This window comes from Sphingomonas rustica (genome assembly GCF_039652585.1).
Lineage (GTDB): Bacteria > Pseudomonadota > Alphaproteobacteria > Sphingomonadales > Sphingomonadaceae > Sphingomonas > Sphingomonas rustica.
Genome location: NZ_JBDIZK010000006.1, coordinates 100,739 through 126,811, shown reverse-complemented (window position 1 = coordinate 126,811; position 26,073 = coordinate 100,739). Strand labels below are relative to the sequence as shown.

At 67.1% G+C, this 26,073-nt stretch carries 27 protein-coding genes and 1 tRNA gene; 15 read left to right on the top strand and 13 right to left on the bottom strand.

The window, feature by feature from the left end:
- The first annotated feature begins 59 nt into the window (after positions 1 to 59).
- From TPR58_RS11520 to TPR58_RS11510, 3 genes are read left to right on the top strand one after another with little or no spacing between them, the layout of a single operon-like run.
- The gene (locus TPR58_RS11520) at positions 60 to 1,931 is read left to right on the top strand and encodes a PAS domain-containing sensor histidine kinase (RefSeq protein ID WP_346246813.1); all 1,872 of its coding nucleotides are present in this window, start codon (positions 60 to 62) and stop codon (positions 1,929 to 1,931) included.
- Positions 1,928 to 2,584 carry a response regulator transcription factor gene (locus TPR58_RS11515; RefSeq protein WP_346246812.1) on the top strand — a complete coding sequence of 219 codons (657 nt, stop codon included), beginning with the start codon at positions 1,928 to 1,930 and terminating at the stop codon, positions 2,582 to 2,584. Before TPR58_RS11520 ends, TPR58_RS11515 begins: the two co-directional genes overlap by 4 nt.
- Before the next feature lie 53 nt (positions 2,585 to 2,637).
- The gene (locus TPR58_RS11510; RefSeq protein ID WP_346246811.1) at positions 2,638 to 3,003 is read left to right on the top strand and encodes a response regulator transcription factor; all 366 of its coding nucleotides are present in this window, start codon (positions 2,638 to 2,640) and stop codon (positions 3,001 to 3,003) included.
- A gap of 4 nt (positions 3,004 to 3,007) precedes the next feature.
- On the opposite strand, the gene TPR58_RS11505 is transcribed toward TPR58_RS11510, so the two are convergent.
- The gene (locus TPR58_RS11505; RefSeq protein ID WP_346246810.1) at positions 3,008 to 4,174 is read right to left on the bottom strand and encodes a benzoate/H(+) symporter BenE family transporter; all 1,167 of its coding nucleotides are present in this window, start codon (positions 4,172 to 4,174) and stop codon (positions 3,008 to 3,010) included.
- Positions 4,175 to 4,261: 87 nt separating this feature from the next.
- The gene (locus tag TPR58_RS11500; protein ID WP_346246809.1) at positions 4,262 to 4,495 is read right to left on the bottom strand and encodes a hypothetical protein; all 234 of its coding nucleotides are present in this window, start codon (positions 4,493 to 4,495) and stop codon (positions 4,262 to 4,264) included.
- A gap of 795 nt (positions 4,496 to 5,290) precedes the next feature.
- Between TPR58_RS11500 and TPR58_RS11495 the strand changes: the two genes are divergently transcribed.
- The gene (locus tag TPR58_RS11495; RefSeq protein WP_346246808.1) at positions 5,291 to 6,361 is read left to right on the top strand and encodes a hypothetical protein; all 1,071 of its coding nucleotides are present in this window, start codon (positions 5,291 to 5,293) and stop codon (positions 6,359 to 6,361) included.
- A 228-nt stretch (positions 6,362 to 6,589) separates the two neighbouring features.
- On the opposite strand, the gene TPR58_RS11490 is transcribed toward TPR58_RS11495, so the two are convergent.
- Together TPR58_RS11490 and TPR58_RS11485 are read right to left on the bottom strand one after the other, a co-directional pair.
- The gene (locus TPR58_RS11490) at positions 6,590 to 7,546 is read right to left on the bottom strand and encodes a toll/interleukin-1 receptor domain-containing protein (protein ID WP_346246807.1); all 957 of its coding nucleotides are present in this window, start codon (positions 7,544 to 7,546) and stop codon (positions 6,590 to 6,592) included.
- Positions 7,547 to 7,579: 33 nt separating this feature from the next.
- Positions 7,580 to 7,669: transfer RNA gene (locus TPR58_RS11485), tRNA-Ser, on the bottom strand.
- A 167-nt stretch (positions 7,670 to 7,836) separates the two neighbouring features.
- Between TPR58_RS11485 and TPR58_RS11480 the strand changes: the two genes are divergently transcribed.
- The 9 genes from TPR58_RS11480 to TPR58_RS11440 all read left to right on the top strand — a co-directional run bounded on the left by TPR58_RS11480 (position 7,837) and on the right by TPR58_RS11440 (position 16,320).
- Positions 7,837 to 8,844 (top strand): lytic murein transglycosylase, encoded by a 1,008-nt coding sequence (locus TPR58_RS11480; protein ID WP_346246974.1) that lies wholly within the window; start codon positions 7,837 to 7,839, stop codon positions 8,842 to 8,844.
- Complete coding sequence (locus TPR58_RS11475) at positions 8,828 to 9,883, top strand: SPOR domain-containing protein (RefSeq protein WP_346246805.1); 1,056 nt, start codon at positions 8,828 to 8,830, stop codon at positions 9,881 to 9,883. The genes TPR58_RS11480 and TPR58_RS11475 overlap by 17 nt, the downstream gene beginning before the upstream one ends.
- A gap of 54 nt (positions 9,884 to 9,937) precedes the next feature.
- On the top strand, positions 9,938 to 11,104 hold the full coding sequence (locus tag TPR58_RS11470) for a D-alanyl-D-alanine carboxypeptidase family protein (protein ID WP_346246804.1): 1,167 nt from the start codon (positions 9,938 to 9,940) through the stop codon (positions 11,102 to 11,104).
- A gap of 57 nt (positions 11,105 to 11,161) precedes the next feature.
- Positions 11,162 to 12,145 (top strand): AAA family ATPase, encoded by a 984-nt coding sequence (locus TPR58_RS11465; protein WP_346246802.1) that lies wholly within the window; start codon positions 11,162 to 11,164, stop codon positions 12,143 to 12,145.
- A 55-nt stretch (positions 12,146 to 12,200) separates the two neighbouring features.
- On the top strand, positions 12,201 to 13,709 hold the full coding sequence (metG, locus tag TPR58_RS11460; RefSeq protein WP_346246801.1) for a methionine--tRNA ligase: 1,509 nt from the start codon (positions 12,201 to 12,203) through the stop codon (positions 13,707 to 13,709).
- Complete coding sequence (locus TPR58_RS11455) at positions 13,706 to 14,485, top strand: TatD family hydrolase (RefSeq protein WP_346246800.1); 780 nt, start codon at positions 13,706 to 13,708, stop codon at positions 14,483 to 14,485. Before metG ends, TPR58_RS11455 begins: the two co-directional genes overlap by 4 nt.
- A gap of 76 nt (positions 14,486 to 14,561) precedes the next feature.
- Positions 14,562 to 15,326: an MBL fold metallo-hydrolase gene (locus TPR58_RS11450; RefSeq protein WP_346246799.1), complete on the top strand. Its 765-nt coding sequence runs from the start codon at positions 14,562 to 14,564 to the stop codon at positions 15,324 to 15,326.
- A complete protein-coding gene (locus TPR58_RS11445) occupies positions 15,323 to 15,619 on the top strand; it encodes a hypothetical protein (RefSeq protein WP_346246798.1) in 297 nt (98 codons plus the stop codon). The genes TPR58_RS11450 and TPR58_RS11445 overlap by 4 nt, the downstream gene beginning before the upstream one ends.
- 47 nt (positions 15,620 to 15,666) lie before the next feature.
- On the top strand, positions 15,667 to 16,320 hold the full coding sequence (locus TPR58_RS11440; protein WP_346246797.1) for a retropepsin-like aspartic protease family protein: 654 nt from the start codon (positions 15,667 to 15,669) through the stop codon (positions 16,318 to 16,320).
- A gap of 142 nt (positions 16,321 to 16,462) precedes the next feature.
- Here TPR58_RS11440 and TPR58_RS11435 read toward each other — a convergent pair whose 3' ends face one another.
- The 5 genes from TPR58_RS11435 to TPR58_RS11415 all read right to left on the bottom strand — a co-directional run bounded on the left by TPR58_RS11435 (position 16,463) and on the right by TPR58_RS11415 (position 19,002).
- Positions 16,463 to 17,158 carry a DUF3108 domain-containing protein gene (locus tag TPR58_RS11435; protein WP_346246796.1) on the bottom strand — a complete coding sequence of 232 codons (696 nt, stop codon included), beginning with the start codon at positions 17,156 to 17,158 and terminating at the stop codon, positions 16,463 to 16,465.
- The gene (locus TPR58_RS11430) at positions 17,155 to 17,793 is read right to left on the bottom strand and encodes a hypothetical protein (protein ID WP_346246795.1); all 639 of its coding nucleotides are present in this window, start codon (positions 17,791 to 17,793) and stop codon (positions 17,155 to 17,157) included. The genes TPR58_RS11435 and TPR58_RS11430 overlap by 4 nt, the downstream gene beginning before the upstream one ends.
- Entirely contained in the window at positions 17,790 to 18,086 is a 297-nt protein-coding gene (locus TPR58_RS11425) for a PadR family transcriptional regulator (protein WP_346246794.1), read from the bottom strand. The genes TPR58_RS11430 and TPR58_RS11425 overlap by 4 nt, the downstream gene beginning before the upstream one ends.
- Before the next feature lie 31 nt (positions 18,087 to 18,117).
- Positions 18,118 to 18,363: a hypothetical protein gene (locus TPR58_RS11420; RefSeq protein ID WP_346246793.1), complete on the bottom strand. Its 246-nt coding sequence runs from the start codon at positions 18,361 to 18,363 to the stop codon at positions 18,118 to 18,120.
- Between the two features lie 111 nt (positions 18,364 to 18,474).
- On the bottom strand, positions 18,475 to 19,002 hold the full coding sequence (locus tag TPR58_RS11415) for a YcxB family protein (RefSeq protein WP_346246792.1): 528 nt from the start codon (positions 19,000 to 19,002) through the stop codon (positions 18,475 to 18,477).
- A 128-nt stretch (positions 19,003 to 19,130) separates the two neighbouring features.
- Between TPR58_RS11415 and mazG the strand changes: the two genes are divergently transcribed.
- Positions 19,131 to 19,880: a nucleoside triphosphate pyrophosphohydrolase gene (gene mazG, locus TPR58_RS11410; RefSeq protein WP_346246791.1), complete on the top strand. Its 750-nt coding sequence runs from the start codon at positions 19,131 to 19,133 to the stop codon at positions 19,878 to 19,880.
- 114 nt (positions 19,881 to 19,994) lie between these two features.
- Here the strand turns inward: mazG and hflX are convergent, their stop codons facing one another.
- Together hflX and hfq are read right to left on the bottom strand one after the other, a co-directional pair.
- A complete protein-coding gene (hflX, locus tag TPR58_RS11405) occupies positions 19,995 to 21,284 on the bottom strand; it encodes a GTPase HflX (protein WP_346246790.1) in 1,290 nt (429 codons plus the stop codon).
- An 11-nt stretch (positions 21,285 to 21,295) separates the two neighbouring features.
- Positions 21,296 to 21,871 (bottom strand): RNA chaperone Hfq, encoded by a 576-nt coding sequence (hfq, locus tag TPR58_RS11400; RefSeq protein ID WP_346246973.1) that lies wholly within the window; start codon positions 21,869 to 21,871, stop codon positions 21,296 to 21,298.
- Between the two features lie 147 nt (positions 21,872 to 22,018).
- Between hfq and TPR58_RS11395 the strand changes: the two genes are divergently transcribed.
- Positions 22,019 to 22,336 (top strand): DMT family transporter, encoded by a 318-nt coding sequence (locus TPR58_RS11395; RefSeq protein WP_346246789.1) that lies wholly within the window; start codon positions 22,019 to 22,021, stop codon positions 22,334 to 22,336.
- Positions 22,337 to 22,399: 63 nt separating this feature from the next.
- Here TPR58_RS11395 and ntrX read toward each other — a convergent pair whose 3' ends face one another.
- Positions 22,400 to 23,776: a nitrogen assimilation response regulator NtrX gene (gene ntrX / locus TPR58_RS11390; protein WP_346246788.1), complete on the bottom strand. Its 1,377-nt coding sequence runs from the start codon at positions 23,774 to 23,776 to the stop codon at positions 22,400 to 22,402.
- Positions 23,773 to 26,028: a sensor histidine kinase NtrY-like gene (locus TPR58_RS11385; protein WP_428835711.1), complete on the bottom strand. Its 2,256-nt coding sequence runs from the start codon at positions 26,026 to 26,028 to the stop codon at positions 23,773 to 23,775. Before TPR58_RS11385 ends, ntrX begins: the two co-directional genes overlap by 4 nt.
- Between the last annotated feature and the right edge of the window lie 45 nt (positions 26,029 to 26,073).

Genomic DNA, 26,073 nt, shown 5'->3' with positions numbered 1-26,073 from the left:
AATCCTCCAGCGTCGAGCCCGTCTGGACGAGCTGGGCCAGACCCTGGCGGGGAGCGGCGATGAGCGGGACGGGATGGCCGGTGCGGTGGGAAATCGCCGCGGCGGGACTGATGGCGATCGGCATCTTCGCACTCGACGTGATCAGTCCGCTCCAGGGCGCGGTCGCGGTGCTCTACACCGCCGTCGTGCTCCTGGTCGCCCGGCTCAATCGACGCGATCCGGTGGTCGCCGCGGGGGTGGCCTGCGCGCTGCTGGCGCTGCTCGGCTATGCGCTGAGCCACTGGGACGAGCCGCTGGACGGCGCCGCGATGCGGCTGGTGGTCAGCCTGACCGCGATCGGCATCACCACCGCCCTGTCGGTGCGCGACCGGACCGCGCGCGACACGCTGGCCGAACAGGCGCGGACGCTGGAACTGACCCATGACACCGTCATCATCCGCGATGCCGACGACCGGATCCTCTACTGGAACGAGGGCGCCGAGCGTCTCTATGGCTGGCGCCGGGACGAGGTGCTGGGCCGGCGGTCCGGCGAGGTGCTGCAGACGCGGATGGACGGGCAGGGTGACCCGGCCGCGACCATGCCGTCCGGCGGCGGCTGGTCCGGCGAGATCAGCCGGGTGCGCAAGAACGGCGAACGCATCGTCCTGGCCAGCCGCTGGCTCGCGCGGCACGACGCTGCCGGCAGGGCGATCGGGGTGATCGAGACCAGCGCCGATCTGACCGAACAGCGCCGCGCCGCCGAGGCGCGCCGCCGTTCGGACCTGCGCTATCGTTCGATCTTCAACGCCGCCGGCTTTCCGATCATGGAAGTCGACTGGCGCATCGCCCTCGACCTGATCGACCAGGGACTGCCGCTCGACGACGGCTTTGCCCGGATCGTGGCGGATCAGTCGCGCGTCAGCGACGCCAATCGCGCGGCGGCGCAGATGTTCGGGCTGGCGTCGCGCGAGGATCTGGTCGGGTCGCTGACCGTCGCGCATCATACCGAGGAAGGCGTCGCGACGCTGAGGCAGATCCTGACCGCGCTGCTGGCGGGAGAGACGCTGGTCGAGCGCGAGACGCGCTTCCTGCGCGCCGATGGCGAACCGTTCGACGTGGTGCTGCGCGTCACCTTGCCGCCCGGCGACGATGCCTGGACGCGGGTACTGGTGATGGCGCTGGACGTGACCGATCGCAACCGCATCCAGGCGCGGCTGGTCGAGGCGCAGGCGGAGCTGACCCATGTCGCGCGGATGACGACGCTGGGCCAGCTGGCGGCATCGATCGCGCATGAGGTCAACCAGCCGCTGTCGGCGATCGTCACCTATGCCAAGTCGGGCCAGCGCTGGCTGAAGCAGGAGGCGCCGGGCGCGGCCGAAGTCTCCGATTGCCTCGGCCATATCGTGTCGAACGGGCTGCGCGCCGCCGACGTGATCGACCGCGTCCGCCGCATGTCGCGCAAGGCCGACCCGCGGCATGGCGAGATCGATCTTGCCGCGATCGTCGACGAGACCGTCGCCCTGCTCGACCGCGAGATCGGCGCGAACCGCGTCGCGCTGACCCTCGACATTCCGGCGGCGCTGCCTGCGGTCGCGGGCGACCGGATCCAGGTGCAGCAGGTGCTGATGAACCTGTTGCTCAATGCGGTGCAGGCGATGGGCGAGGTCGATGCCGAACGGCGCGCGCTGAGCGTCCGCGCCGCGGCGGACGGGCCGCTGGTCACGATCGAGGTGCGCGATTGCGGCACGGGCATCGCCGGCGAGCCGGAGCGCCTGTTCCGCCCGTTCTTCACCACCAAGAGCGACGGGATGGGCATGGGCCTGTCGATCTGCCGCTCTATCGTCGAGCAGCATGGCGGCAGCCTGACCGCGATCAACAATCCCGAGGGCGGCGCGACCTTCCGCTTCCGTCTGCCGATCCTCGACCGCCTGCCCCAGGGAGAAGCCGCATGACCTCCGACCGCTCAGTCGCAGCAACCGTGTGCATCGTCGATGACGATGCGGAGGTGCGCGGATCGCTGGGCAGCCTGTTCCGCTCGACCGGGATGCAGGTTGCCCTGTTCGACAGCACCGATGCCTTCGTCGCCGCCGGCGTGCCTGCGGGCCCGGCCTGCCTGGTGCTCGACGTGCGGTTGCCGGGGGAGAATGGCCTGGATTTCCAGGAACGGCTTGTCGAGCTGGGCATGGCGATCCCGGTCGTGCTGATGACCGGGCATGGCGACATCCCGATGACCGTGCGCGGGATGCGCGCCGGTGCGCTCGACTTCCTGCCCAAGCCGTTCAGCGACGATCAGATGCTCGAGGCGGTCGACCGGGCGATCGAGGCGGATCGCGTCCGCCGCGCGGAAGGCGCCGGCGTGGCGAAGCTGCGCGAGCATCACGATCGGCTGACCCCCAGGGAGCGCGAGGTGATGAGCCTGGTCGTCACCGGCCTGATGAACAAGCAGGTCGCGGCCCGGCTCGACCTGTCGGAGATCACCGTGAAGATCCACCGCGGCAATGTGATGCGCAAGATGGAGGCGCAGTCGCTGGCCGATCTGGTGCGCATGGCGGAGGCGCTGGGCGTGCGCGACGCGACCATCCACCGCTTCGCCCCATCGGCGTGATGCCGTTCCCGTCCCCTTCCACGACCCGTGCCGCGTATCCAGGAGTATCGCCAGTGTCTTCATCTTCAGTCATCGCCATCGTCGACGATGACGCCGGCGTGCGCGGCAGCCTCGACAGCCTGATGCGATCGGTCGGCATGACCACGCGCGCTTTTTCCAGTGCCGAGGACCTGCTGGACTGCGGCGATCAGGCGGGTCTGGCCTGCATCGTCACCGATCTGCACATGCCCGGCATGAACGGGCTCGAGCTGCAGGCTGAGATGCTGCGCCGCGGCTGGCCGAACCCGCTGATCCTGATGACCGCCTTCCCGACCGAAGCCGCGCGCGATCAGGCGCTGGCCGGCGGCGCGCTGGCGTTCCTGACCAAGCCGATCGATCCCGACTGTCTGCTCGACGCGATCGAGGCGGCGGTGCACTGACCGGTCAGCGCCGGCGCAGTACCGCCTTCGTGCCCAGTGCGAAGAAACCCGCGACCAGCCCCCAAAAAGCCGAGCCGAGCCCCCAGAGCGCCAGGCCCGATCCCGCCGCCAGGAAGGTGACGATCGCCGCGTCGCGCTCTTCGGGCACGCCCAGCATCGTCTCGATCGATCCGATCAACGCCGGGATCAGCGCCGCACCGGTCAGCGCCGCGATCGCCGCCGGCGGCAGCGCGAGGAACAACCGAACCAGCGCGGGCGCGAACGCCGCCAGCACGAGATAGAAGCCGGCATAGATCAGCCCCACCGTCCAGCGCCGCCGGGCATCGGGATGCGCATCCTGGCTGGTACAGATCGCCGCGGTGATCGCCGCCAGGTTGACCGCATGGCCGCCAAAGGGCGCCACCGCGACGCTGGCGATCCCGGTGCCGATCAGCAGCGGCGCCGGTCGCGGCGCATATCCGGCGCTGCGCAGGACGACGAGCCCCGGCAGGTTCTGCGAGACCAGGGTGACCAGGAACAGCGGCAGCGCGAGGCTGATCATCGCGCGCAGGTCGAGCGCGGGCATGACGGGCGAAAGCGTGCCGAACAGCGGCCCGTGCGGCAGCGCGGCCATGTCGCCGCGCACCAGCGTCAGGACGATCCCGGTGACCAGCACGAGCAGCAGCGCATAGAGCGGCGCCCTGAGCCGCGCGATCAGGAACACCGCTACGATCGCCGCGACCAGCAGCGGATCGACCCCCGCGGCCCGGAACAGCCCGAGGCAGAAGGGCAGCAGCACCCCGGCCAGCATCGCCGAGACCACCGATGCCGGAATCCGCTCGGCCAGGCGTCCCAGCGCGGGCAGCAGGCCCAGCACCACCGTCAGCGCGCCTGCCACGGCGAATGCGCCGACCGCGACCGGCCACGCCATCCCCGGCGCGCTCGCCGCGAGCAGCGCCGCGCCGGGCGTCGACCAGGCCAGCACCACCGGCATGCGCAACCGCCACGACAGCAGCGCCCCGGCCAGCGCGATGCCCAGGCACAGCGCCGTGACCGCCGACGCGGTCTGGGTGACGTCGCCGCCAAGCGTGCGGATCGCCTGCACCACCAGCGCCACCGTGCCGCCGAACCCGATCACGGCGGCGATCAGCGCGGCGGACCAGCTGGGCAGGGGCGGGAGCGAGCGAAGCACGGCTTCCCGTAGCGCATCCGCCTGCCGGTTCAAGATAAACGGCCAACCGGTCTGATCACGCCGAAATCGCCCGGGAATCCGCGGCGTTCAGCTACCCGCCTGGCGGGCAGCCCTCCCGCGTCGCTCGTAGCGATCCGCCATTTCCGTCAGTGCGAGTTTCAGATCGGCGGCGGCATCGCCGGACGCCATTGAACGCAGCTGCGCGGCCTGCGCGAGCAGTTCCTCACTATTGATATACGACATTGCGACCCAACCGTTTGCGAGCGGCCCAGACGTTATCGCTGTGACCAGATAGTTGCCGACGCGATTCGCGAGAACCACGTCAGACGGCGCCTGATATCGATTGCTGTGGTTAATTTTTGGTTAACGCCGACTACAGTATTGCCCGCGATACCAGCCATATAGGTGCCGCGGATGTTTGGCAAATGGTCGCTGTGCCCGGGCGATCCGGCTGGATCAATTCGGATCGTCGGGCACCCTGGCCGCGCGATGCCCAGCCGCAGCGTCGTGCCCGCCGATGCGGTCTGGCTGACGTCGCCGCCCAGTCTGCGGATCGTCTGAACCACCAGCACGGCTGGCCCGTAGCGCATCGCGTTGTGGGTTCAAGCGAGGCGCACAGTCCGGGGCGGGGACTCGCGCGTCCGCGGATGTCCCGGGACCGTCCCGTTGGTGTCCCGTCCTTGTCCCGTCTCCGGTGTTCGGCGGTCGGCGGCGGTTAGCGTATCGTGGCGGTTGTGCCGTCCGCCCCGTCACCCCGGCGGCAATGCCGCGGTCCACCGTGCGGCGCATCGCGGACACGAGGTGCCCGCCGAGACGCGATCGTGCCCCGGCTGTGGTGGCTCACCTCCGGGCTGTGGGATGGAGGACGGGTAGCCCCCCCGGCACTCCGGCCGGGGTGACGGATCGCGTCGGGCGGGGGCATGCTTCGCAACGAGGCGCGCAATTCCCACCGCAACGCTCGTCCGCAAATCCATCGCACCCATCGTCATTCCCCGCACGACTGTGCGCTCCGCAACGGAAACTGGATTCCCTCTTCTATCTCCTTGGTCGCCTTGAGGACCTTGACCGCCTTGATGGGGTCGACTGGCCGGGTCCGGGCGAATGCGGAACGGTGCGATGGGCGAGGGGAAGGGAAGTGGCGGCGGGAGAAGGGCCGGGACGGGAGGATGTTTCTTCGTCCTCGGCCGCGATTTGTGGGAACGGGTGTGGCAGGCGGAGACGGGCAACCGGATGACGCTCGCGCTGGTATGGCTGGTGCTGCTGGCGGGCACCGGCAGCGGCCATGCCCGCACCCGCTGGTCGGCCAAGGCGTGCGAGACGCATCTCGGAATCGGCAAGCCGCGCGCGCGAAAGGCGATCGACGAGCTGATCGCGGCCGGGCTGGTGGCGCGCAGCGCGGGCTGGACGAAGCTGCGCCCGGTCTATGACCTTCCCGGGCTGGACCGCGATGCCGATGCGATCTTCCTGCCGGTCGCGCTGGTCACCGGGCTGGCGGGGGAAACGCCGGTGCTGCGCCGGGTGCGCGAGACGGGCGACCCGCTGGCGCTGCGGATGCTGATCGACCTGTACGGACTGGTGGCGACCGACGCGACGCACGGCGTGCCGATCCATGCCTATCGCGGCGGGCTCGTCCAGGCCGGAGAGCAAGACAGCGCGCTGGCCGGCGCGGTCGGAAGCTGGCACCTGTGGAGCCTCCGGTCGGGCATCTTCCGCCTCGCCGGGGGGAGCTGGACCAAAGCGCACTGCGAAGCCGAGGCCGAGGAACCCTGGCGCAGCTTCTGGGCGCGGATCACCCTGCTGACGCGGATCGGCGCGGTGTGGGAGGAAGGCTGGCTGTTCGACGGCCAGTCGCTCGATGCCGAACCGATCCTGCCCTTCGGCGCCGACGATGGCAGCGACAGCCCCGACGCCCGCGCCGCGGTGGACGCTATGACCACGGCCGGCGTCCGCCTGCTCGAGCGGCTGCCCGCGGACCGTATCACCGACGACGGCGCAGGCCGCATCGTGCCGCTGCTGCGCCACCACCAAGCGCCTGCGTATCGTCAGATCCTGCGGATGCGGGTCGAGCCCGATACGCCGGGTCGGCGACTGGCGTGGAAAGCCCGCTGCGCCGCGATCGCCGAGGCGGAGACGCGGCATGAGCGGATGCTGGACGAGATGCTGATGGGGTTGCCGGCGGGCGTGTGAGAGCGCGTGCTCCTCTCGCAGTGCGGCTCAAGCCTCAATAGACTTCCTTGAAAGCCAATCGGTCAAGTTCAGCGCCAACATCCGAGATCCCGCCTTGATTTATGTTACCGTGACCAATCGCTGGCATAGTCATAGGTGCGGTTATAGCCTGCTCCAGAACTCATTCGTGTGCGTCCACGCTAAGGTCTGTAGAGACAGGATGTACGCGATTTCTGCAGCCCTAACTAATTATTCGGGATCCTTCGCGGCTTTCTTCCGCACTAACATGTCAGCTTCGTCTCGCGCTTGCTGTTCCGCACTGGCAATGTCGATTATGTGTTCAGGCAAGAACACAATTTCAGACCCAAATTCGAGTCCGATTTCTGCCCCGTCAAACGTTGGTAGGTTTGAGAGTGTGCCCCACAAGTAGGGACCGTAGGCGCCCTTGACCTCAACCCACATCCTCTCGCCAAGCGTCGTTACAGCATCTTCTTCCTCTGGGTCGTATGCACCCACTTCAAAGCTAAGTTTCACGAAATCTGACGGCACTACTTTTGCACGCTGTTCAGCTGTCGGAATAGAGAATGTATTCGGGTATTGCTCGTTCATCGCAACACCGCTGATCAATTGCCAGCCGTCAAATTCGATCATAGACAGTCGCGCAGGCTTGTCAGGCTTGTCGGAGACGCTCCCAGTTTGTGCCTCCTGAACAAAAGCTGGGGGGCGCCCGAGAGCGGGCGCAGCGGCGGCAGGCACTTTGAAGATCGCACGAAGCAAACTCTCAAGCTGACTATCCAGACCATTTGGCCCTCGAATGTCTATCGCAAGAATGCCTTGAAAATGAGGTGGGATGGCAAATTCCGGGCCAGCCCTCATTTCGCCGTCTCGAACGAGCGGAATAAATTTCCTGCGTTCGACGCCGCTCGCAAGGCTTCCCGATATAATTTGCTGCTCGTAACCAACGCCCCCAGATCGGGAGATCGATTTCCTGGCATAACTGGGTGTGCAGACAACTAGGACGAAATCGCAGGCGTCAATTTGGCTTTCCATGAAGTGCGTGAGACTATCACCCGGCACCAAGTCCCACTGATCAAGCTTCACCTGGACGCCATTTAGCACCAAGCGCTCGCCTAATTCCCGGACCCATACTTTATGCTCGTCGCTGTCCCACGAGTAAGAGATAAAGACAGACGGCGGTCCGCTCATAGGTTTTCAATTTCCTAGTAGGTAGGGCAGCGCTGGCGGAAGAGGTGGGATTCGAACCCACGGTGAGCTTGCACCCACGGCGGTTTTCAAGACCGCTGCCTTAAACCACTCGGCCACTCTTCCGTTGGCGCGTGCGCTAGCGCGGGGGAGGGGGTGAGCGCAAGCGGGCAGAATTGTTGATGAAACGATCCATCGGGGGCTTCATCCGCGGGAATCGCTGTGTCACTATGCCCGACATGCTCAAATTCGGTGTTGCGTTGCGTGGATTGGGGGCCGTCACCCTGGCGGTAATGACGACGGTGGCGCTGCCGTCCTGCGTCCAGGCGCAGCAGAGCGCGCCGCTGAGCGAGGCGGGGTTCCAGGCCTATCTGCCCCAGCTGGCGCGCGAGGCGGCGGCGGCGGGGGTCAGCCGGCGGGCGATCGACATGGTCATCCCGACGCTGACCTATAATGCGCGCGTGGTCGAACTGGACCGGCAACAGCCCGAGACCAGCCCCAACGCCCGGATCCCGGCGTTCGAGCCCTATCGGTTGAAGCATGTCGATGCATCGCGGATCACGCGCGGCCGTGCCGCCTATCAGCGGCAGCGCCCGCGCCTGGCCAGCATCGAGCGCGAGACCGGCGTGCCCGAATCGATCATGGTCGCCATCTGGGGCCATGAGACCAATTACGGGCGGGTGATGGGCAATTTCGACCTGCCGCGCGCGCTGGCCAGCCTTGCCTATGAGGGGCGCCGGCGCAGCCTGTTCGCGGGCGAATTCATCGCCACGCTGAAGATGATCGACCGCGGCGTGCCCCGCGAGAAGCTGGTCGGCAGCTGGGCAGGGGCGTTTGGCGGGCCGCAATTCCTGCCCTCGGTCTATCTGCGCACCGCGCGCGACGGCGATGGCGACGGCATGGCCGATATCTGGACCAGCGAGCCCGACACCCTCGCCTCTATCGCCAACTACTTCGTCGATGCCGGCTGGCGCCCGGGCCAGCCCTGGGGCTTCGCGGTCAGCGTTCCGGCGGGCCTGAACCGCGCGGCGATCGGCGGTAAGGTCACCTCGCCGCGATGCCCGCGGGTGCATGAGCGGCACAGCCAGTGGAAGTCGCTGGCCGAATGGCGGGCGATGGGGATCGTGCCGATCGGCCGGTCCTGGCCGGACGAGCGGATCCAGGCGACGCTGCTCGAGCCCGATGGCCCGGGAAAGACCGCCTATCTGCTCACCGGAAATTATCGCGTGATCCTCGATTATAATTGCTCAAATTTTTACGCTTTGTCGGTAGGCCTGCTCGCCGATGAGGTCGAACGCTAGCATTCTTGCTGCCAGTCTGATGCTGTCCGCCTGTGGCGGCGGCTATGGTTATGGTCCCCGCGCGGCATCCGCGCCGCCCCCGCAGCCCGCAGCTGCCGGGTCCGGCGAGCCTTCGCTCGCGCCGATCGCGGCTTCGGCGCCGGTCGACGATTATGATCCCTGGGCCGAGCCGGTCCGCGCTCAGCCGGGGCAGGACGCCGCGGGGACCAGCTATTCGCGGCCTGGCACCCGTCCAGCATCGGCACCGGCACCAGCGCAGGATGGCTGGCGCGACCCGACGCTGGGCGCCGCCGGTCCCGCCGCTTCCTCGCGCGGCAGCGACCGCTATGACCGGGTCGGACAGGCGGCGATCCGCCCGGTCGAGGGCGGCGAGGCGACCGCCGGCGCGGTGGTTGCGCTCAGCCCGACCCTGGCCGAGGGAAGTTTTGTCGAGGTCACCTCGCTCGACACCGGAAAGACGATCCTGGTGCTGGTCACCGGCACGTCGGGCCAGCCCGCAACGCAGCCCGCCCCCTTGATCGAGCTGTCGCCCGCCGCCGCCCGGCTGCTGGGCGCGACGCGCGACACGGTTGCGGTGCGCGTGCGCCGCTCGACCCCGACCGCGGGCGACCAGGCCGCGCTCTTTGCGGGCAGGCCGGCGGGCGAGCGGCCCGATACGCCGCCGGTGCTGCTGAACGCGCTGCGCCGCCAGTTGGCCGACGAAACCCGCGCCGCTCCGCCGGCACCCGCGACGACCGGACGTCAGCCGGTGCGCGCCTATGTCCAGCAATCCACGCGCGGGACGGCGCCCACATCCGCACCCGCGCGCAGCACCGCTCCGGCGGCGCGCGGCGGGCGCTATTATGTCCAGGTCGCGGCGCTTTCGAACGCCGCCAATGCACAGGCGCTGGCGCGTCGGCTGGGCGGGTTCGTGACGCCGGGCGGCGGGCTGAACCGCGTCCAGCTGGGGCCGTTCGCCACCGCAGCCGAGGCGGGCCGCGGCCGTGCGCGCGCCGCTCAGGCCGGTTTCGGCGACGCACGGGTCTTCACCCGGCGGTGATCACCGCCTAGGAAGGTCGTCGAAACCCCCGACTGCGTTGGATTCGAGACCTCCATGAAGAAGTATTTCGCCGCTGCGTCCCTGATTGCCGTTTCGCTGGCCATGCCGCTCCAGGCGGCCGGGCCGGTCTTCGACACGCCGGCGCCCATTGCCTATATGGTCGACCTGTCATCGGGCGCGACCCTGTTCGCCAAGGATGCCGATCGCCGCATTCCGCCGGCATCGATGGCCAAGATGATGACCGTCTATGTCGCCTTCGACCTGATCAAGCAGGGCAAGCTGAAGCTCGACCAGAAGTTCGCCGTCGCGCCCGAGACCTGGCGCAAATGGCATGGCCCGCAGGCGGGATCCACGATGTTCCTGGAAACCGGCGAGCAGGTGAGCGTTCAGGAACTGCTGTACGGCATCGTCACCCTGTCGGGGAACGATGCCTGCGTGGTGCTGGCGGAGGGGATTTCGGGTACCGAGCCCGCCTTTGCCGAGCTGATGAACCAGCAGGCCAAGAAGCTGGGCCTGACCAACAGCCATTTCGGCAATTCCAACGGCTGGCCCGACGAAGGTCGCACCTTCGTGACCGCGCGCGACCTGGCCAAGCTGGCGCAGGCGACGATCCAGGACCATCCGCAGCTCTACAAGCAGTTCTACAGCCAGCATAACTATACCCGCACGCTGAGCACCGGACAGGTCATCAAGCAGGACAATCGCGATCCGTTGCTGGGCGTGGTCGCGGGCGCGGACGGCCTGAAGACCGGTCATACCGAAGAGGCCGGCTATGGCTTCACCGGCTCGGCCGAACAGAATGGCCGCCGCCTCGTCATGGTCGTTGCCGGGCTCGACTCCTATAACGGCCGTGCATCCGAATCGGTGAAGTTCATGAACTGGGGCTTCCGCGCCTGGACCCCGCACAAGGTGGTCGCGAAGGGTCGCAAGGTCGGCGATGCGGAAGTCCAGGGCGGCGGGTCGGCCCTGGTGGGCTTGGTGGCGCCGAAGGATCTGGCGATCACCGTGCCCAGCGGCACCAGCCCGGCGATGCAGGGCAAGATCGTCTATACCGGGCCGATCAAGGCGCCGATCAAGGCGGGCGACCATGTCGCCGACCTGGTGATCGCCACCGCCGATGGCGGTCCGCAGACGCTGCCGCTGGTGGCCGAGGCCGATGTTGCCGAGGCGGGCTTCTTCCGCCGCGCCTGGCTGGGCTTCTGGGGCATGTTCGGGCTTTGATGCGACACCGCGGACCCGGCACCGTCACGGCGTCCGGGTCCGGTCGATGAGGCGATGATGACCGATCCGATCGGCAACGAAGCGGCGCGCGCCGCGCTGGCCGCCGCGATGGCGTCGGGCGCGCTGCATCATGCCTGGCTGCTCGCCGGCCCCGAGGGCGTCGGCAAGGCCAGCTTCGCGCGGATGGCGGCCCGGCGGATGCTGGCCGAAGGCGCCGAGCCGGATCGGCTCTCGCCCGGCTGGAATATCCCCGACACCAGCCAGACCGCGCAATTGTTCGCATCGGGCGCGCATCCCGATTATCGCGAGATGCGCCGGCTGCCCAAGGATGCCGACAAGCCCGACCAGGGGCTGGCGCGGTCGATCCCGATCGCCCAGGTCCGCCAGCTGATCGCCAGCTTCGCGACCAAGCCGAGCTTTTCGGAGCGCCGCGTGGTGGTGATCGATTCGATCGACGAGGTCGAACGCCCGGGCGCCGCCAACGCGCTGCTCAAGGTGCTGGAGGAGCCGCCCCAGGGCACGATCTTCCTGCTGGTCAGCCATTCGCCGGGACGCCTGCTGCCGACCATCCGCTCGCGCTGCCGGCTGTTGCGCTTCGATCCGCTGACCGCGGCCGAGGTCGCGCCGATCCTGCGCGCCGAACTGCCCGATGCGACCGCAAGCGAGATCGACGCGCTGGTGCGGGCAGGGGAAGGGTCCCCCGGCCGCGCGCTGGGCTTTGCCGGCCTCGATCTTGCCGCGCTCGAGGCGGACATGACCCTGATTGCCACCACGGGCGACCCGTCGAACGCGGTTCGGTCCCGGCTGTCCCGGCTGCTCGGGCTCAAGGCAGCTCAGCCGCGCTACGAAGCGTTCCTGGAACGCGCACCCAGCTTCATCGCCGAACGCGCACGGATGTTGTCGGGGGAGCCGCTGCGCGTCGCTCTCGATGCCTATGCCGCCGCCCGCAATCTGGCCGGGGCTGCGCAGGGCCTGTCGCTGGACGCAAGCGGAACCGTGTTCGAGATGGGCGGGCTGATCGCGCGGCTGGGCCGACCCTGATTTTGCTGGGGGCAGAGGGGTGACTCGTGCCCCCGACTTCCCCTACAGCGCGCGCATGTCCCGACCCTATTACATCACCACCGCGATCCACTATCCCAATGGCCGGCCGCATATCGGCCATGCCTATGAGATGATCGCCGCCGACGCGATCGCCCGGTTCCAGCGGGACCAGGGCCGCGAGGTCCGCTTCCAGACCGGCACCGACGAGCATGGCCTGAAAATGGTCAAGACCGCGCGCGACCGCGACATGACCGCGCGTGAGCTTGCGGATGAAATGTCGAGCTATTTCCATGAGATGGCCGATGCTCTCGACATTTCCTATGATCGGTTCATCCGTACGTCCGAACCCGATCATCACGCCGCGAGCCAGACGATCTGGCAGGCGATGGCGGATGCCGGCGACCTGTATCTGGATCGCTACGAGGGCTGGTATTCGGTCCGCGACGAGGCGTTCTACGAGGAGAAGGAACTGGTCGAGGGCGAGGGCGGCCAGAAACTGTCGCCCCAGGGCACGCCGGTCGAGTGGACCGCCGAGGAGACCTGGTTCTTCCGCCTTTCCAGATATCAGCAGCCCTTGCTCGACCTCTATGCGGCCCAGCCAGACTTCATCCGCCCGGACTCGCGCCGCAACGAGATCATGCGCTTCGTCGAGGGCGGGCTGGTCGACCTGTCGGTCAGCCGCACCAGTTTCGACTGGGGCGTGCCCGTCCCGGGATCGCCCGGCCATGTCATGTATGTCTGGGTCGATGCCCTGACCAACTACCTGACCGGCGCGGGCTATCCGAACGATGCCGCCGCGATGGAGAAATGGTGGCCGGCGGACCTGCACCTGATCGGCAAGGACATCGTCCGCTTCCACGCAGTCTATTGGCCCGCCTTCCTGATGTCGGCGAAGCTCGCGCTGCCGAAACAGGTGTTCGGCCACGGCTTCCTGCTGAACCGCGGGGAAAAAATGTCGAAGTCGGTCGGCAATGTCGTCGATCCGATGGAGCTGGCGCGGCTCTACGGCGTCGATGCGCTGCGCTATTTCCTGCTGCGTGACGTCAGCTTCGGCAATGACGGCACGTTCAGCGACGAGGCGATCGTCACCCGCGCCAATGCCGACCTGTCGAACAGCTTCGGCAATCTCGGCCAGCGCGTCTGTGCCTTCATCGCCAAGAACCTGGACGGCAAGGTCGAGGCCGGCCGCTCAGAGCCGGCGGACGACGCGCTGCTGGCCGAGGTCGATGCCGCCTGTGCCGGTTTCGGCAAGGCGTTCGAGGATCTGGCGCTGAGCCAGGGGATCGAAAGCTGGATGACCGGCGTGTTCGCCTGTAACCAGTATATCGACGTCCAGGCACCCTGGGCGCTGCGCAAGACCGATGCCGAGCGGATGCATGCCGTACTCTCGACGCTGTTGAAGGCGATTCACCGGCTGGCGCTGACGATCCAGCCGGTCGTTCCGGGATCGTCGGCGAAGCTGATCGCGCAGCTGGGCCATGATCCGGCGACCGGCACCTTCAACATCACCGCGCCAAGCCCCATCTTCCCTCGTCTGGAACTCGGCACGGCGGAGGAAAAGTGAGGCTCGCGGACAGTCACTGTCACCTGAACTACAAGGGCCTGGCCGAGGCGCAGCCCGAGGTGCTGGCCCGCGCCCGTGCATCCGGTGTCGAGGCGATGCTGAACATCGCCACCCGCGAGAGCGAGTGGGACGATGTGCTGGCGGTCGCCGAGCGCGAGGCGGATGTCTGGGCTACGGTTGGCATCCACCCGCACGAGGCGGACCAGCATCCCGATGTCGACACCGCCAAGCTGGTCGATCGCGCGCGGCATCCGCGCGTCGTCGGTATCGGCGAGACGGGGCTCGACTATTATTACGACCATTCGGACCGCGACCGCCAGCGCGCCAGCTTTCGCTCGCATATCGCCGCCTCGCGCGCGCTGCAGCTGCCGATCGTGATCCACACCCGCGATGCCGAGGACGACACGGCGGCGATTCTGCGTGAGGAGATGGGGAAGGGGGCCTTTCCCGGCGTCATCCATTGTTTCACCGCGAGCGCCGCCTTTGCCGACATCGCGCTGGACCTCGGCCTCTATATCTCGATCTCGGGCATCGTGACGTTCAAGAACGCCAAGGACCTGCAGGACACCGCGGCGCGGCTGCCGCTCGACCGGCTGCTGATCGAAACCGACGCCCCGTTCCTCGCGCCCGTCCCGCATCGCGGCAAGACCGGCGAACCTGCCTTCGTCGCCGACACCTGCCGCTTCCTTGCCGAACTGCGCGGCGAAAAAGCCGAAGATCTGGCGGAGGTTACCCGCCAGAACTTCCACACGCTCTTCAACAAGACCCGCGGATGACCCAAGCGCACCCAGTCCCCCTCCCGCTTGCGGGAGGGGCTAGGGGAGGGCCTGTCCTCTCGAAGGTTGCGCTCATATGAAACTCCGCATCCTCGGCTCGGGCACCTCGTCCGGCGTCCCGCGCATCGGCAATGACTGGGGCGCCTGCGATCCCGCCGATCCGCGCAATCGTCGCAGCCGCGCGTCTATCCTGATCTCGACCGACACGACCCGCATCCTCGTCGACACCAGCCCGGACATGCGCGAGCAGTTGCTCGCCGCCGACACGATCGATCTCGACGCGGTGATCTGGACCCACGACCATGCCGATCACTTCCACGGCATGGATGATCTGCGTCAGGTCGCGCATCACACGGGCAGGGCGATCCCCGGCTTTGCCCGGCCGTTCACGCTCGACCAGCTTCGCACCCGCTTCGCCTATGCCTTTTTCGGCCGCGGCGGATATGAGGCGACCGTAGACGGCGCCGAGCTGCCCGACGCGCTGACGATCGGCGATATCACAGTGCGGGTCGCGGATCAGCCGCATGGCGGGATCACCTCAGCCGGGCTCCGGTTCGAAAGTCACGGTACTTCAATCGGTTATGCGACCGATTTCAATGTCATGACGAACGAGATGCGCGGCATCTACCGCGATCTCGACCTGTGGGTGGTCGACGCGCTGCGCCATGCGCCGCACCCCACGCATCCGCATGTCGGGGCGACGCTGGGATGGATCGGCGAACTCGGGCCGCGCCGCGCCGTTCTGGTCCATATGGACAATTCGCTCGACTATGCGACGCTGGCCGCCGAACTGCCGCCGGGCGTCGAGCCCGGCCACGACGGGCTGGAGATTGTGCTGTGACCGAGTTCGATACGATGCGGCTGGTCTATCTGCTCGCCGCGCTGGTGCTGGTCAGCAGCGCCTTCTGGGGCCAGCGGTTTCAATTGGGCAAGATGCTGCGCCTCGGCCTGATCTGGGTCGGAATCTTCATCATCGTGTTCCTGATCGCCGACAATCGCCATGCGATCGGTCGGGCGATCGGCATCGTGCCGGCGGATAGCGTTCCGGCCGACGATGACGCCGGCCCGCGCGACGATCGGCCGCGCTCCGACATCGTGCTCAGGATCGATGCGGGTGGCGCGGGCAGGGCTTGACCCCGCCGTTCGGCTTTTGTTCAGCCGCGGCAGGCTAGGGCATTGCCATGGATAATCAGCTACTTGTCCTGATCGTCGCGGTGCTCGTGCTGCTGTTCGCCGCGCGCCTGGTGTCGGGCGGGTTCAGCCTTCGCGGCCTGGTCCAGGGGCTGCTGACCTGGGCGGCGATCGGACTGATCGGCTTCATTGCCTTCACCCACCAGCGCGAGATTGCGGCATTCCTGTCGCGCGTCTCCGACGGGATCGGCGTGGAGAAGCAGGTCGTGGAGGGCGACACGGTCCGCATCCCGATGAGCCGCGACGGCCATTTCTGGGCAAAGGTCAGGATCAACGGCATCGAGCGCCGCATGCTGATCGACAGCGGCGCGACGATCACGGCGATCTCGGTAAAGACCGCGGCCGAATCCGCGATCGAACCCGGACGCATGCCGGTGGTGCTGGAAACCGCCAACGGATCGATCCAGGCCCAAAGCGGCCGCGCCGACCGGGTCCAGATCGGACCGCTGCTGACCCGCAACCTTGACGTCGTGGTCGCACCGAACTTCGGCGAGTTCGACGTGCTGGGCATGAACTTCCTGTCGCGGCTCAAATCCTGGCGCGTCGAGGGCGACACACTGGTGCTGGAGCCGGTGAAGACCGGCGCTGCTGCGCATGGCGCCAGGAAACGGTCGAAGTCCGGTGCGGACGAAACCGACCGCTGACCCCGCCAATCCCTATCCAGATTTAACATAATGTATATTATCGTTCTGACGCGTTAGCGCGGCAGGGCCGAGACCGATGCCATCGGGTCGCCGCGAAACTGGCTTCCCTTCGCTCCCTGACCGCGTCTGCAAGCACCGGGATTCAGTTGCAGCTGCCACCCAGGCGCTGCACGTGGACGCCCGCGCTATAGCCAAGTTCCTGTCGTGGCGACTTCGCAATCCGATAGCGCGCCAGTTTCGCTGGATCGGGACCGGCCTCGACGATCCAGGCCGCGACCTTGCCGATCGGCGTATCGACCGCCTCGCTGCCGACGACGCGCACGGTGAAGGTGCCGAACCCATTGTCATATTGCCAGAACGGAACATCATAGTGTCCGCCTTCCTTCAGCGGCAGCGCGGCGAAGGTCAGGCCCCACAGATTTCCGTCCCAGGTCGGACCGGTTAGCGGAACGTCGATCGGAACCGTACCTGCCGCAGTCCGTCGGCTGCCGCGGATGCGATCGCGGTCATAGGTCACGCTGATCCGGTGCCAGCCCTTTTCGGTCCCGGCCTGGCCGCGCTGGCTGTCCATGCGTATCGGCAACAGCGTCTCGCGATCGACGACGAAATGATCGCGCATGTCGAAGGCGCCGTTGCCGACCTTCTGATGCACGACGATGTCCCAGGTGGACTTGCCGTCGTCCTGGGCTGCCGTGATCGTCTGCTTCGTCGTGCCGATCACCGTACCGCCTGCGGTGATCTCGTAGCAGGTCGAGCCGGCGATCAGACGCGCGGCCTCCATGGTCGGCACCGATTGGCCGATGCCGCCAACCGCGACGAGCACTACCAGGGTCTTCATCGAACCTCCATGAGATCGGTGGAAATGGCTCTTTGCCACGTCGCCAGTACTGGGATGGCCACAAGCTCGATCGCCAGCGCGGCGACCTGGATCGCGCTGCCGCGCATGCCGGAGTCGATAGCGGTGATGATCGCGACGATCGCGGCGGCCAGACCCGCCGCCAGCATCCACAGCACCCCTGCCCGTCGCCACTGGCCGTCGAGCATCACCCAAGCAATGCGCAGATGCGCGAGCCCGAGGAGAAGCAGCAGCACCGTCAATGCTGGCGCCGCGGCAAGATATGCCTCGGAAGCCGCGCGCCCAGCGACACCGCCCGCCGCAAGGTTCGCGGAATAGGGATCGTGGCTGGACAGTATCAGCCTGACGCCCGACACCGCGCATCCCAGATGAAACACCGCAATCGGCACGATCATGCCAAGCGGGAGCGCGTGCATCGCGATGGCGAACCGTCCTGCGCGATGGCGCGGCATCTCCAGCATCGCTGTGACCAGGCAGCCCATCGCGAAGCTCATGGACCTGCCGTCCAGTACCGCCTGCTCGTGCTCGGCGCGCATCGCCCGCCCCCATTCGAGCCGGGCATTCGGCATGCATCGCTCCGCCAGCGCCATGATCAGATGCGGCACATCGGTGCTCACGCGAGCGACAGTCCCGATGGGGCGCCGCTCGGAGCAGCCGAAGCGGCAAGCGCGATGCCGGCGGCGGTCAAACGATAGGCATGGCGTGCGGGACGGCCCGGTTGAACGGGGTCGTGCCATTCGGCCTCGACGAGCCCCTGCCCGGTCATCCGGATGAGGAGCGGATACAGCGTGCCGGACGAAAGGCCCGTCCGCTTCATGAGGTCAAAGCCATGAACCCAGGCCAGCGGGTCTTCCGCCATGGCGCCGAGCAGCGTGAGCATCTGTTTCGAAGGCTGACGCTTGCGGATCATCGCGATATTACGACATATGTAGAGTTATGTGTCAACTCTGGCCGAGATCGGGCGGTTCGCCAGGTCCTGATCGGATAAGCGCAACATCTTCCGGAGGCACGGCGCTCATGCACCAGCCACCCAGGCTGTCGACGCCCTCGAAGTAGATCAGCGCTGGCCCAGCGGACGAGAGCGCCCGGACCTCAAACGCTTCGCCCGCGGCGAATACGCCCTGCCGCTGGCCCTTCTCGTCATAGGCGATTGTCGCGCGCAGCAGTCTGCAGGTGGCGCCGACCATTGCTTCCCTGCCCATGCGGTCGCGAAAAGCACCACCTTGCGCCCATCCCGGCCCGCGCGACGCGGGTTCCGCACGCCAATCGAAGGGCATCTGATCGGGCAAGTCCGGGGCTCAGCCGTCGATGATCCGCTGACCCGCCGCGCCGCCAAAGGTCAGGATTTCATCGATCTGGTCGCGGGTCAGCACGAGCGTCGGCAGGAAATTGAAGATCGCGTCGCTCTGGCGGAACAGGATCGCATGGCGACCCGCGACGATCGAGGTGAAGTCCCGCCACTCGAACCGCGCGTGACCGCGCGCGGAGGTTACGACGATCTCGTTGTCGGACCATGCGATGACCGTCTCGTCATGCAGTGCCTTTTGCTGGTCGAAGATCCGCCGCACCCGGCGCGGCATCTGCAGATAGGCCGAGATGAAGATACCTGTCAGCGCCGCCAGCCAATAGGCGATCCCCGCCAGCGCCGCGAGCGGCACCGGGGCGAATTTCAGCTGCCACGCCGCCAGCGCAGCCGCGCCCCCGACGACTGCGGCGCCGATCAGATAGGCTCGTATCACCCGCCACGACTTCCAGCTGGTGATCAGGTTGAGCCGATAGACCTGGATCAGGTCCTGGAGGGTTGGCGTAAAGGTGACCGACTGCATGGCCCGTGCGTGGCAGAGGCGGCGGGGCGCGGCAAGCACCCTCGCCCCCTCCCCGATCGACACGCGATGGCCTCGCGCCGCTGCTGCTGATACCAGCCCCGCATCCCGTGTTTCGAAAGGCCCGCCGCATGACCCATGTCTCCATCCAGCGCCTCGTCGAGATCATGGCGCGGCTGCGCGATCCGCAGACCGGGTGCGAATGGGATACGGTCCAGACCTTCGCGACGATCGCGCCCTATACGATCGAGGAAGCCTATGAGGTCGCCGACGCGATCCAGCGCGGCGACATGGCCGAGTTGAAGGACGAGCTTGGCGACCTGCTGCTCCAGGTGGTGTTCCACAGCCGGATGGCCGAGGAGGCTGGCGACTTCAGCTTGCAGGACGTGATCGACGCGATCAGCGCCAAGATGGAGCGGCGCCATCCGCACATCTTCCAGGGCGCCGAGGCGGGCGGCCACCATCTGTGGGAACAGATCAAGGCCGAGGAGCGCGACCGCAAGGGGGCCAGCAGCGCGATGGACGGCGTGGCGCTGGGCCTCCCCGCCCTGCTGCGCGCCGAGAAGCTGCAGAAGCGCGCCGCGCGCACCGGCTTCGACTGGCACGACCCCGGAGACGCCCGCGCCAAGGTCGAGGAGGAACTGGCCGAGGTCGAAGCCGCTGGCGACGACACGCGCGAGGAGGAGATTGGCGACCTGCTGTTCGCGGTGGTCAACTGGGCGCGCAAGCTGGGCTATGATCCCGAGGCCGCGCTGCGGGCGGGGAACGCCAAGTTCGAGCGGCGCTTCCGGGCGATGGAGGCGATAGCGGGCGAGGCGTTCGCGACGCTCGACCTCGACGCGCAAGAAGCGCTGTGGCAGCGGGTTAAGGCGGAGGAGTGAGACTTCTCCCCTCCCGCTTGCGGGAGGGGTCGGGGGAGGGCCTGTTACCCGTCACTCACCTGGGTGGGGAGGACACGCCCTCCCCCAGCCCCTCCCGCAAGCGGGAGGGGAGGTTCAGCCGCGCTGCAGAAACCGCTCGTGATCGCGCGGGGCCATGCGGACCTCGTAGATCGCCTTGTCGCCCTCGATCGACTGGTCGATCACCTCGCCATGCTGGTGCAGCCATGCGGCCCCTGCCCCATCCGCCGGGTCCAGCTCGATGCGGAAGCGGCGATGGCCGTGGGTCAGCTTGGCGGCGACGGCGGTGATCAGCGCGTCGACCCCCTGCCCGGTCCAGGCCGAGATCGCGACGACATCGTCACGGCGACCGGCATCGACCTGCGCGTCCTCCAGCGCCTCGCCTTCGAGCAGGTCGATCTTGTTCCACGCCTCGAACCGGGGGGTGGTCTCGTCGACGCCGATCTCCTCCAGGACCTTCTCGACATCGGCGCGCTGGGCGTCGGTGTCAGGATGGGCAATGTCGCGGACATGGATCAGCAGGTCGGCCGACACCACTTCCTCCAGTGTCGCCTTGAACGCCGCGACCAGCTGCGTCGGCAATTCGGAGACGAACCCGACCGTGTCGGACAGGATCGCCTTGTCGATGCCGGGCAGCTGGATCTGGCGCAGCGTCGGGTCCAGCGTGGCGAACAGCAGATTCTCCGCCATGACGTCGGCCCCGGTCATGCGGTTGAACAGCGTCGACTTGCCGGCATTGGTGTAGCCGACCAGCGCGATCACCGGCCAGGGTGCACGCTGGCGGCGGTCGCGGTGCAGGCTGCGGGTGCGGCTGACCTGTTCCAGCTCCTTCTTCAGCCGCGCCATGCGATCGCGGATCAGCCGCCGATCGGCCTCGATCTGCGTCTCGCCCGGGCCGCCAAGGAAGCCGAAACCGCCGCGCTGGCGTTCGAGGTGGGTCCAGCTGCGCACCAGCCGGCCCGCCTGGTAATCGAGATGGGCGAGCTCGACCTGCAGGCGCCCCTCGGCGGTGCGGGCGCGCTCGCCGAAGATCTCGAGGATCAGGCCGGTGCGGTCGATGACCTTGCAGCCCAGCGCGGTTTCCAGGTTGCGCTGCTGGATCGGGGTGAGCGACGCGTCGAACACCGCCAGCTGGAGCTCGCGGTCGCGCACGGTTACCGCCAGCGCCTCGACCTGGCCCGAGCCGATCAGCGTCCCCGCCTTGGGCTGGCGCAGGCGGAACGAGGTTTTCTCGACCACCTCGACGCCGATCGCGACGGCGAGGCCGGCGGTCTCCTCCAGGCGCGCCTCGGCATCGCGCGAGCTGACCCCGATCTCGGGATAGACGACGACAGCCTTTGCGCCGCGAGTGAACTCGCTGGCGTCACGTTCGAAACCGGTGCTCATCGGGGACCTACTCAGTCCTCGCCATTCTGTTCCTCGGCGAGGTTCAGGGGATGTGCCGGCTGGATGGTCGACACGGCATGCTTGTAGACCAGCTGGGCCATGCCCTCGCGCTGGAGCAGCATGCAGAACAGGTCGAACGCGGCGATCTGGCCCTGCAGCATCACGCCGTTGACCAGGAACATGGTGACGTTTTCCTGCTGCTTGCGCACCGCGTTGAGGAAGATTTCCTGCAGCACCGGGTTCTTCGCCTGATACTCGCCGAGCTGGTCGAGCAGCGCCTCAAGATCGACCGCCCCCGAGGGCATGATCGTCGAGATCGCATGCTTGTAGATCAGCTGGGACTGGCCGTCGCGGCGCAGCAGGACCGAGAAATTGTCGAACCAGGTCACGATGCCCTGGAGCTTCACGCCCTTGACCAGGAACATGGTGACGGGCGTCTTGGAACGGCGCAGCGAGTTCAGGAACAGGTCCTGCAGCGAAGTCTGTTTTTCGGCCATCGAAAGGCTCCAATGTTCTTGGCGGGATCTGTCCCGCTGGGCGCCGTTTCCCGGCGTCGGATCGCGCCACCGCTGGCGCGCGGCCTCAATCTAGGATGTCCGGCAGTCTGCGTCCACCTCTGCTTGCTTGAACCGCCGCGCCGTATTGCCTAGATCGCGGATGCGAGGCCACGCCCTCCCCCGCGATCCTGCGGGCAGAAGTCCGGGACGGCCCGGCCCTTTCAAGAGGAGGGCTGGATGGCCTGGATCGCATTGTTCGTCGCCGGTCTGTTCGAAGTGGTGTGGGCGTACTTCATGAAGATGTCGGACGGGTTCAGCCGTCCGATCCCCACCGTCGCCACCTTCGCCTTCATGTTCGTCAGCTTCGGCCTGCTCGGCTGGGCGATGAAGCAGCTGCCGCTCGGCACATCCTATATGGTCTGGACCGGCATCGGCGCGGTCGGCGCCTTCATCGTCGGGATCGTGATGCTGGGCGAAAGCGCGAGCGCGATGCGCATCGCGGCGGCGCTGCTGATCGTCGCGGGCATCGCGATGATGAAGCTCGCCACCCCCTGAACCCGACGCGATGCAGGCTTGTTATACGACCGTATAGCGAGCCTGTGCCCCGCCGGCTTGCGGTCACTCCTCGCGCGTTTCTGTGATGCCGAGCAGCTTGAGCTTCCGGTGCAATGCCGATCGCTCCATCCCGATGAAGCTGGCGGTGCGCGAGATGTTGCCCGAGAAGCGGCGGATCTGGATGCGCAGATATTCGCGCTCGAAGGATTCGCGCGCTTCCTTCAGCGGCGCGCCCATGATCGCGTTGGTGCCCATGCCGCTGTCCGTTTCCGGCTTGCCCAGCACCTCGGGAGGGAGGAGATCGAGGTCGATCCGTCCGATCCGGTCGCCCGGCGCGAGGATCACGGTGCGCTCGACGACATTGCGCAGCTGGCGGACATTTCCCGGCCATTCATAGCTTTGCAGCGCGACCATCGCATCGGGTGCGATCTCGGGCGTCGGCACGCGGCGCTCATTGGCGTAATGGGCAACGAAATACTCGACCAGCACCGGGATGTCCTCGCGACGGTCGGTCAGATGGGGCAGCGCGACCGGCACCACGTTCAACCGGTAATAGAGGTCCTCGCGAAAGCGTCCCTCCGCGATCTCGGTCGTCAGGTCGCGCGAGGTGGCGGAGACGACGCGAACATCGACCTTGACGATCCGGGTGCCGCCGACCCGGCTGAAGCTCTGGTCGGTCAGCACGCGCAGGATCCGTGCCTGGGTCGCGATCGGCATGTCAGCGATCTCGTCGAGGAACAGCGTGCCGCCATGCGCCTGTTCGAGCAGGCCGGGACGAACGAGATCGCCATTTTCCTCGACGCCGAACAATTCCTCCTCGACCCGCTCGGGCGTCATCCGGGCGGCGCTGACGATGATGAACGGCGCATTGGCCCGCTGGCTCCAGCCATGGAGCAGCCGCGCGGCCACTTCCTTGCCGACGCCGGCGCCGCCGGTGATCAGCACCCGGCTGCCCATCGGCGCGACCCGCTTCAGCGTGGCGCGAACCGAATTGATCGCGCCCGAGACGCCGGTCAGGTCGGTGCCGCGCCCGGCCGAGGCGCGCAGCGAGGCGACTTCACGGCGCAGCCGCTCGGTCTCGGTCGCGCGCTCGACCATCAGCAGCAGCCGCTCGGCCTCGAACGGCTTTTCGATGAAGTCGGCCGCACCGCGACGGATCGCGGCGACCGCGGTGTCGAGATTGCCGTGACCGGAGATGACCAGCACCGGGACCGACGGGTCGCGCCGCTTGATCTCGTCGAGCAGTTCGAGCCCGTCGAGCCGCGATCCCTGCAGCCACACGTCCAGCAGGACCAGGCTGGGGCGGCGCTCGGCGATCGCCTCGAGCGCCTGGTCGCTGTCGGCGGCACCGCGCGAGTCGTAGCCCTCGTCCTCCAGCACCCCTGCCACCAGTTCGCGGATGTCGCGCTCATCGTCGACGACCAGAATATCCAGGCTCATGACTTCGCGTTCCCACGGGTAAGCGCCGCGGGCCGTATATCGGCCCCGTCGGCGGGTTCGGTGTCGCTGCCCGCCATGGTGGCGAGCAGGTCGGTGTCGAAGCAGATGGTCACCACCGTTCCGCCGCCCTCGCGGTCGGTGAAGGCGATGGTGCCGAAATGCTCTTCGATGATCTTCTTGACGATCGCCAGGCCCAGGCCGGTGCCGCGGCTGCGCGTCGTCATATAGGGTTCGAAGATGCGGTCGCGCTCGACCGGCAGGCCGATGCCGTTGTCGGTCACCGTCAGGACCAGGCGATGCCCGTCATTGTCGTTGATCCGCAGAACGATCTCGCCCTGAGGCAGCGCCGCCCCCTCGCCGCGTCCCTCGATCGCCTCGACCGCGTTCTTGACGATGTTGGTGAGCGCCTGGCCGATCTGGCGGCGATCGGAGACGAGGTTGGGCAGGCCGTCGGGCACGTCCATCTCGAACCGGATCGCGGGATGCGCGACCTCGTGCAGGAACATCGCCTGGCGGGCGATGTCGATCAGCGACTCCGGGCGGAAGATCGGCTTGGGCATGCGCGCGAAGGACGAGAATTCGTCGACGATGCGCCGCAGGTCGCCGACCTGCCGGACGATCGTCTCGGTCAGCCGGGTGAACGTGCCGTCCTCGGCCTCGATCTTCTTGCCATAGCGGCGCTGCAGCCGCTCCGCCGCCAGCTGGATCGGGGTCAGCGGATTCTTGATCTCGTGCGCGATACGCCGGGCGACGTCGGACCAGGCGGCGCGGCGCTGGTCGAGCAATTGCTGGGTAATGTCGTCGAACGTCAGCACCTGGCCATCGTCGTCGCGGGTGATCTTCACCGCCAACGTGCGCGGATCGACGCCCGGCGATACCTGCACCACCGCCTCGCGGTCGCTGCCGTCCAGAAGCGCGTCGAGCTCGGGCGCAATGGCGCCCAGCGGCTTGCCGACAGCACCGGCATCCTGGCGCAGCATGGCCATGGCCGAGGTGTTGATCAGCCGGATATGTCGCGCGCCGTCGATCGAAAGCACGCCGGCGCTGACGCCGGTCATCACCGCTTCGATCAGCGCACGTCGGCTCTCGGACTCGGCATTGGCGGCGACCAGCGCGTTGGTCTGACCCTGCAGGCGCTCGGTCATCCGGTTGAAGGCGCCGGCCAGAACGCCGACCTCGTCCTGCATCTTGGGCTCCGGCACGCGCACACCCAGATCGCCCTCGGCGACACCGCGCGCGGCGCCGACCAGTTCGGTGATCGGGCGGACCAGCCGGTCTGCGACACGCAGCGCGATCACGACGACGATGCAAATCACGATGAGCGATATGATCAGCAGCGCGATGTTGAACTGAAGCTGCAGCGCCCGGGTGCGCGTCAGCAACGCTTCGTAATCGGTATAGACGGCACGCACCCGTTCAAGCCGTCCAGCCATCTGGGCAGCGCCGATCTCCCGGGTCGAAAACAGCAGGTAATCGGTCCCGAGCACCCGAGTGAGCGAATAGGTCCGCTGCGCATTGGTGCCGGTAACACTCTGCTTCCCGCTCAGTACTGCCTGAATGTCGCTGCGCTGGATATCGAGCGCCGGGCTGCGATCCGAATTCTTGACGACAGCATGGGTGATGATCTCACCCTTGGGACTGACGGAGAACAGTATGGAATTGGCGAGGCTGCGCTGGAACACGTCCAACCCGAATGTCGACTTGAACTCCTGGCTGTCGGTCGCCCAGCGCTCCTCGTTGATCATGCGATAGACGTCATTCGCCATCGCGACATTCTCGTTCTCGACATAACTCAGCAGCTGCGCATAGGATTCCTGCGCCAGCTTCTGGGTGTTTTCGAGCATCCCCTGGGTGCGGCTGGAGAACCAGAATTCGGCGCCATACTGGAATAGCAGCGAGGCGATGACCGCCAGTAGCACCGTCGGCACGGCGGCGAGCAGCGAGAAGATGGCGACCAGACGGACATGGAGTGCGCCTCCGCCGAGCGTCGCTGACGCACGACGCTTCGCCACGCGCCTGCCGATCAACACGATCAACGACCCGAAGGTCGCCAGATTGGCGATCAGCAGCAGCGCCACGAGCGGCGGGGTAAGCAACTGGTCGGTCTGATCCTGGCCGGACAATACGGCCCAGGTGCCACCGGCGACGGCGATCGCCAGCGCCAGAACGGCAAATTCGATCGCAGGGGTAACCGCGAACCATCGCTTCGTTTGCGGTGGCTCCACAGTTACTGGCGTCGTCGCAGCATCCATCGTGACATGGCTACAACAGGATTGTGGCCGAAAAAACACATAATC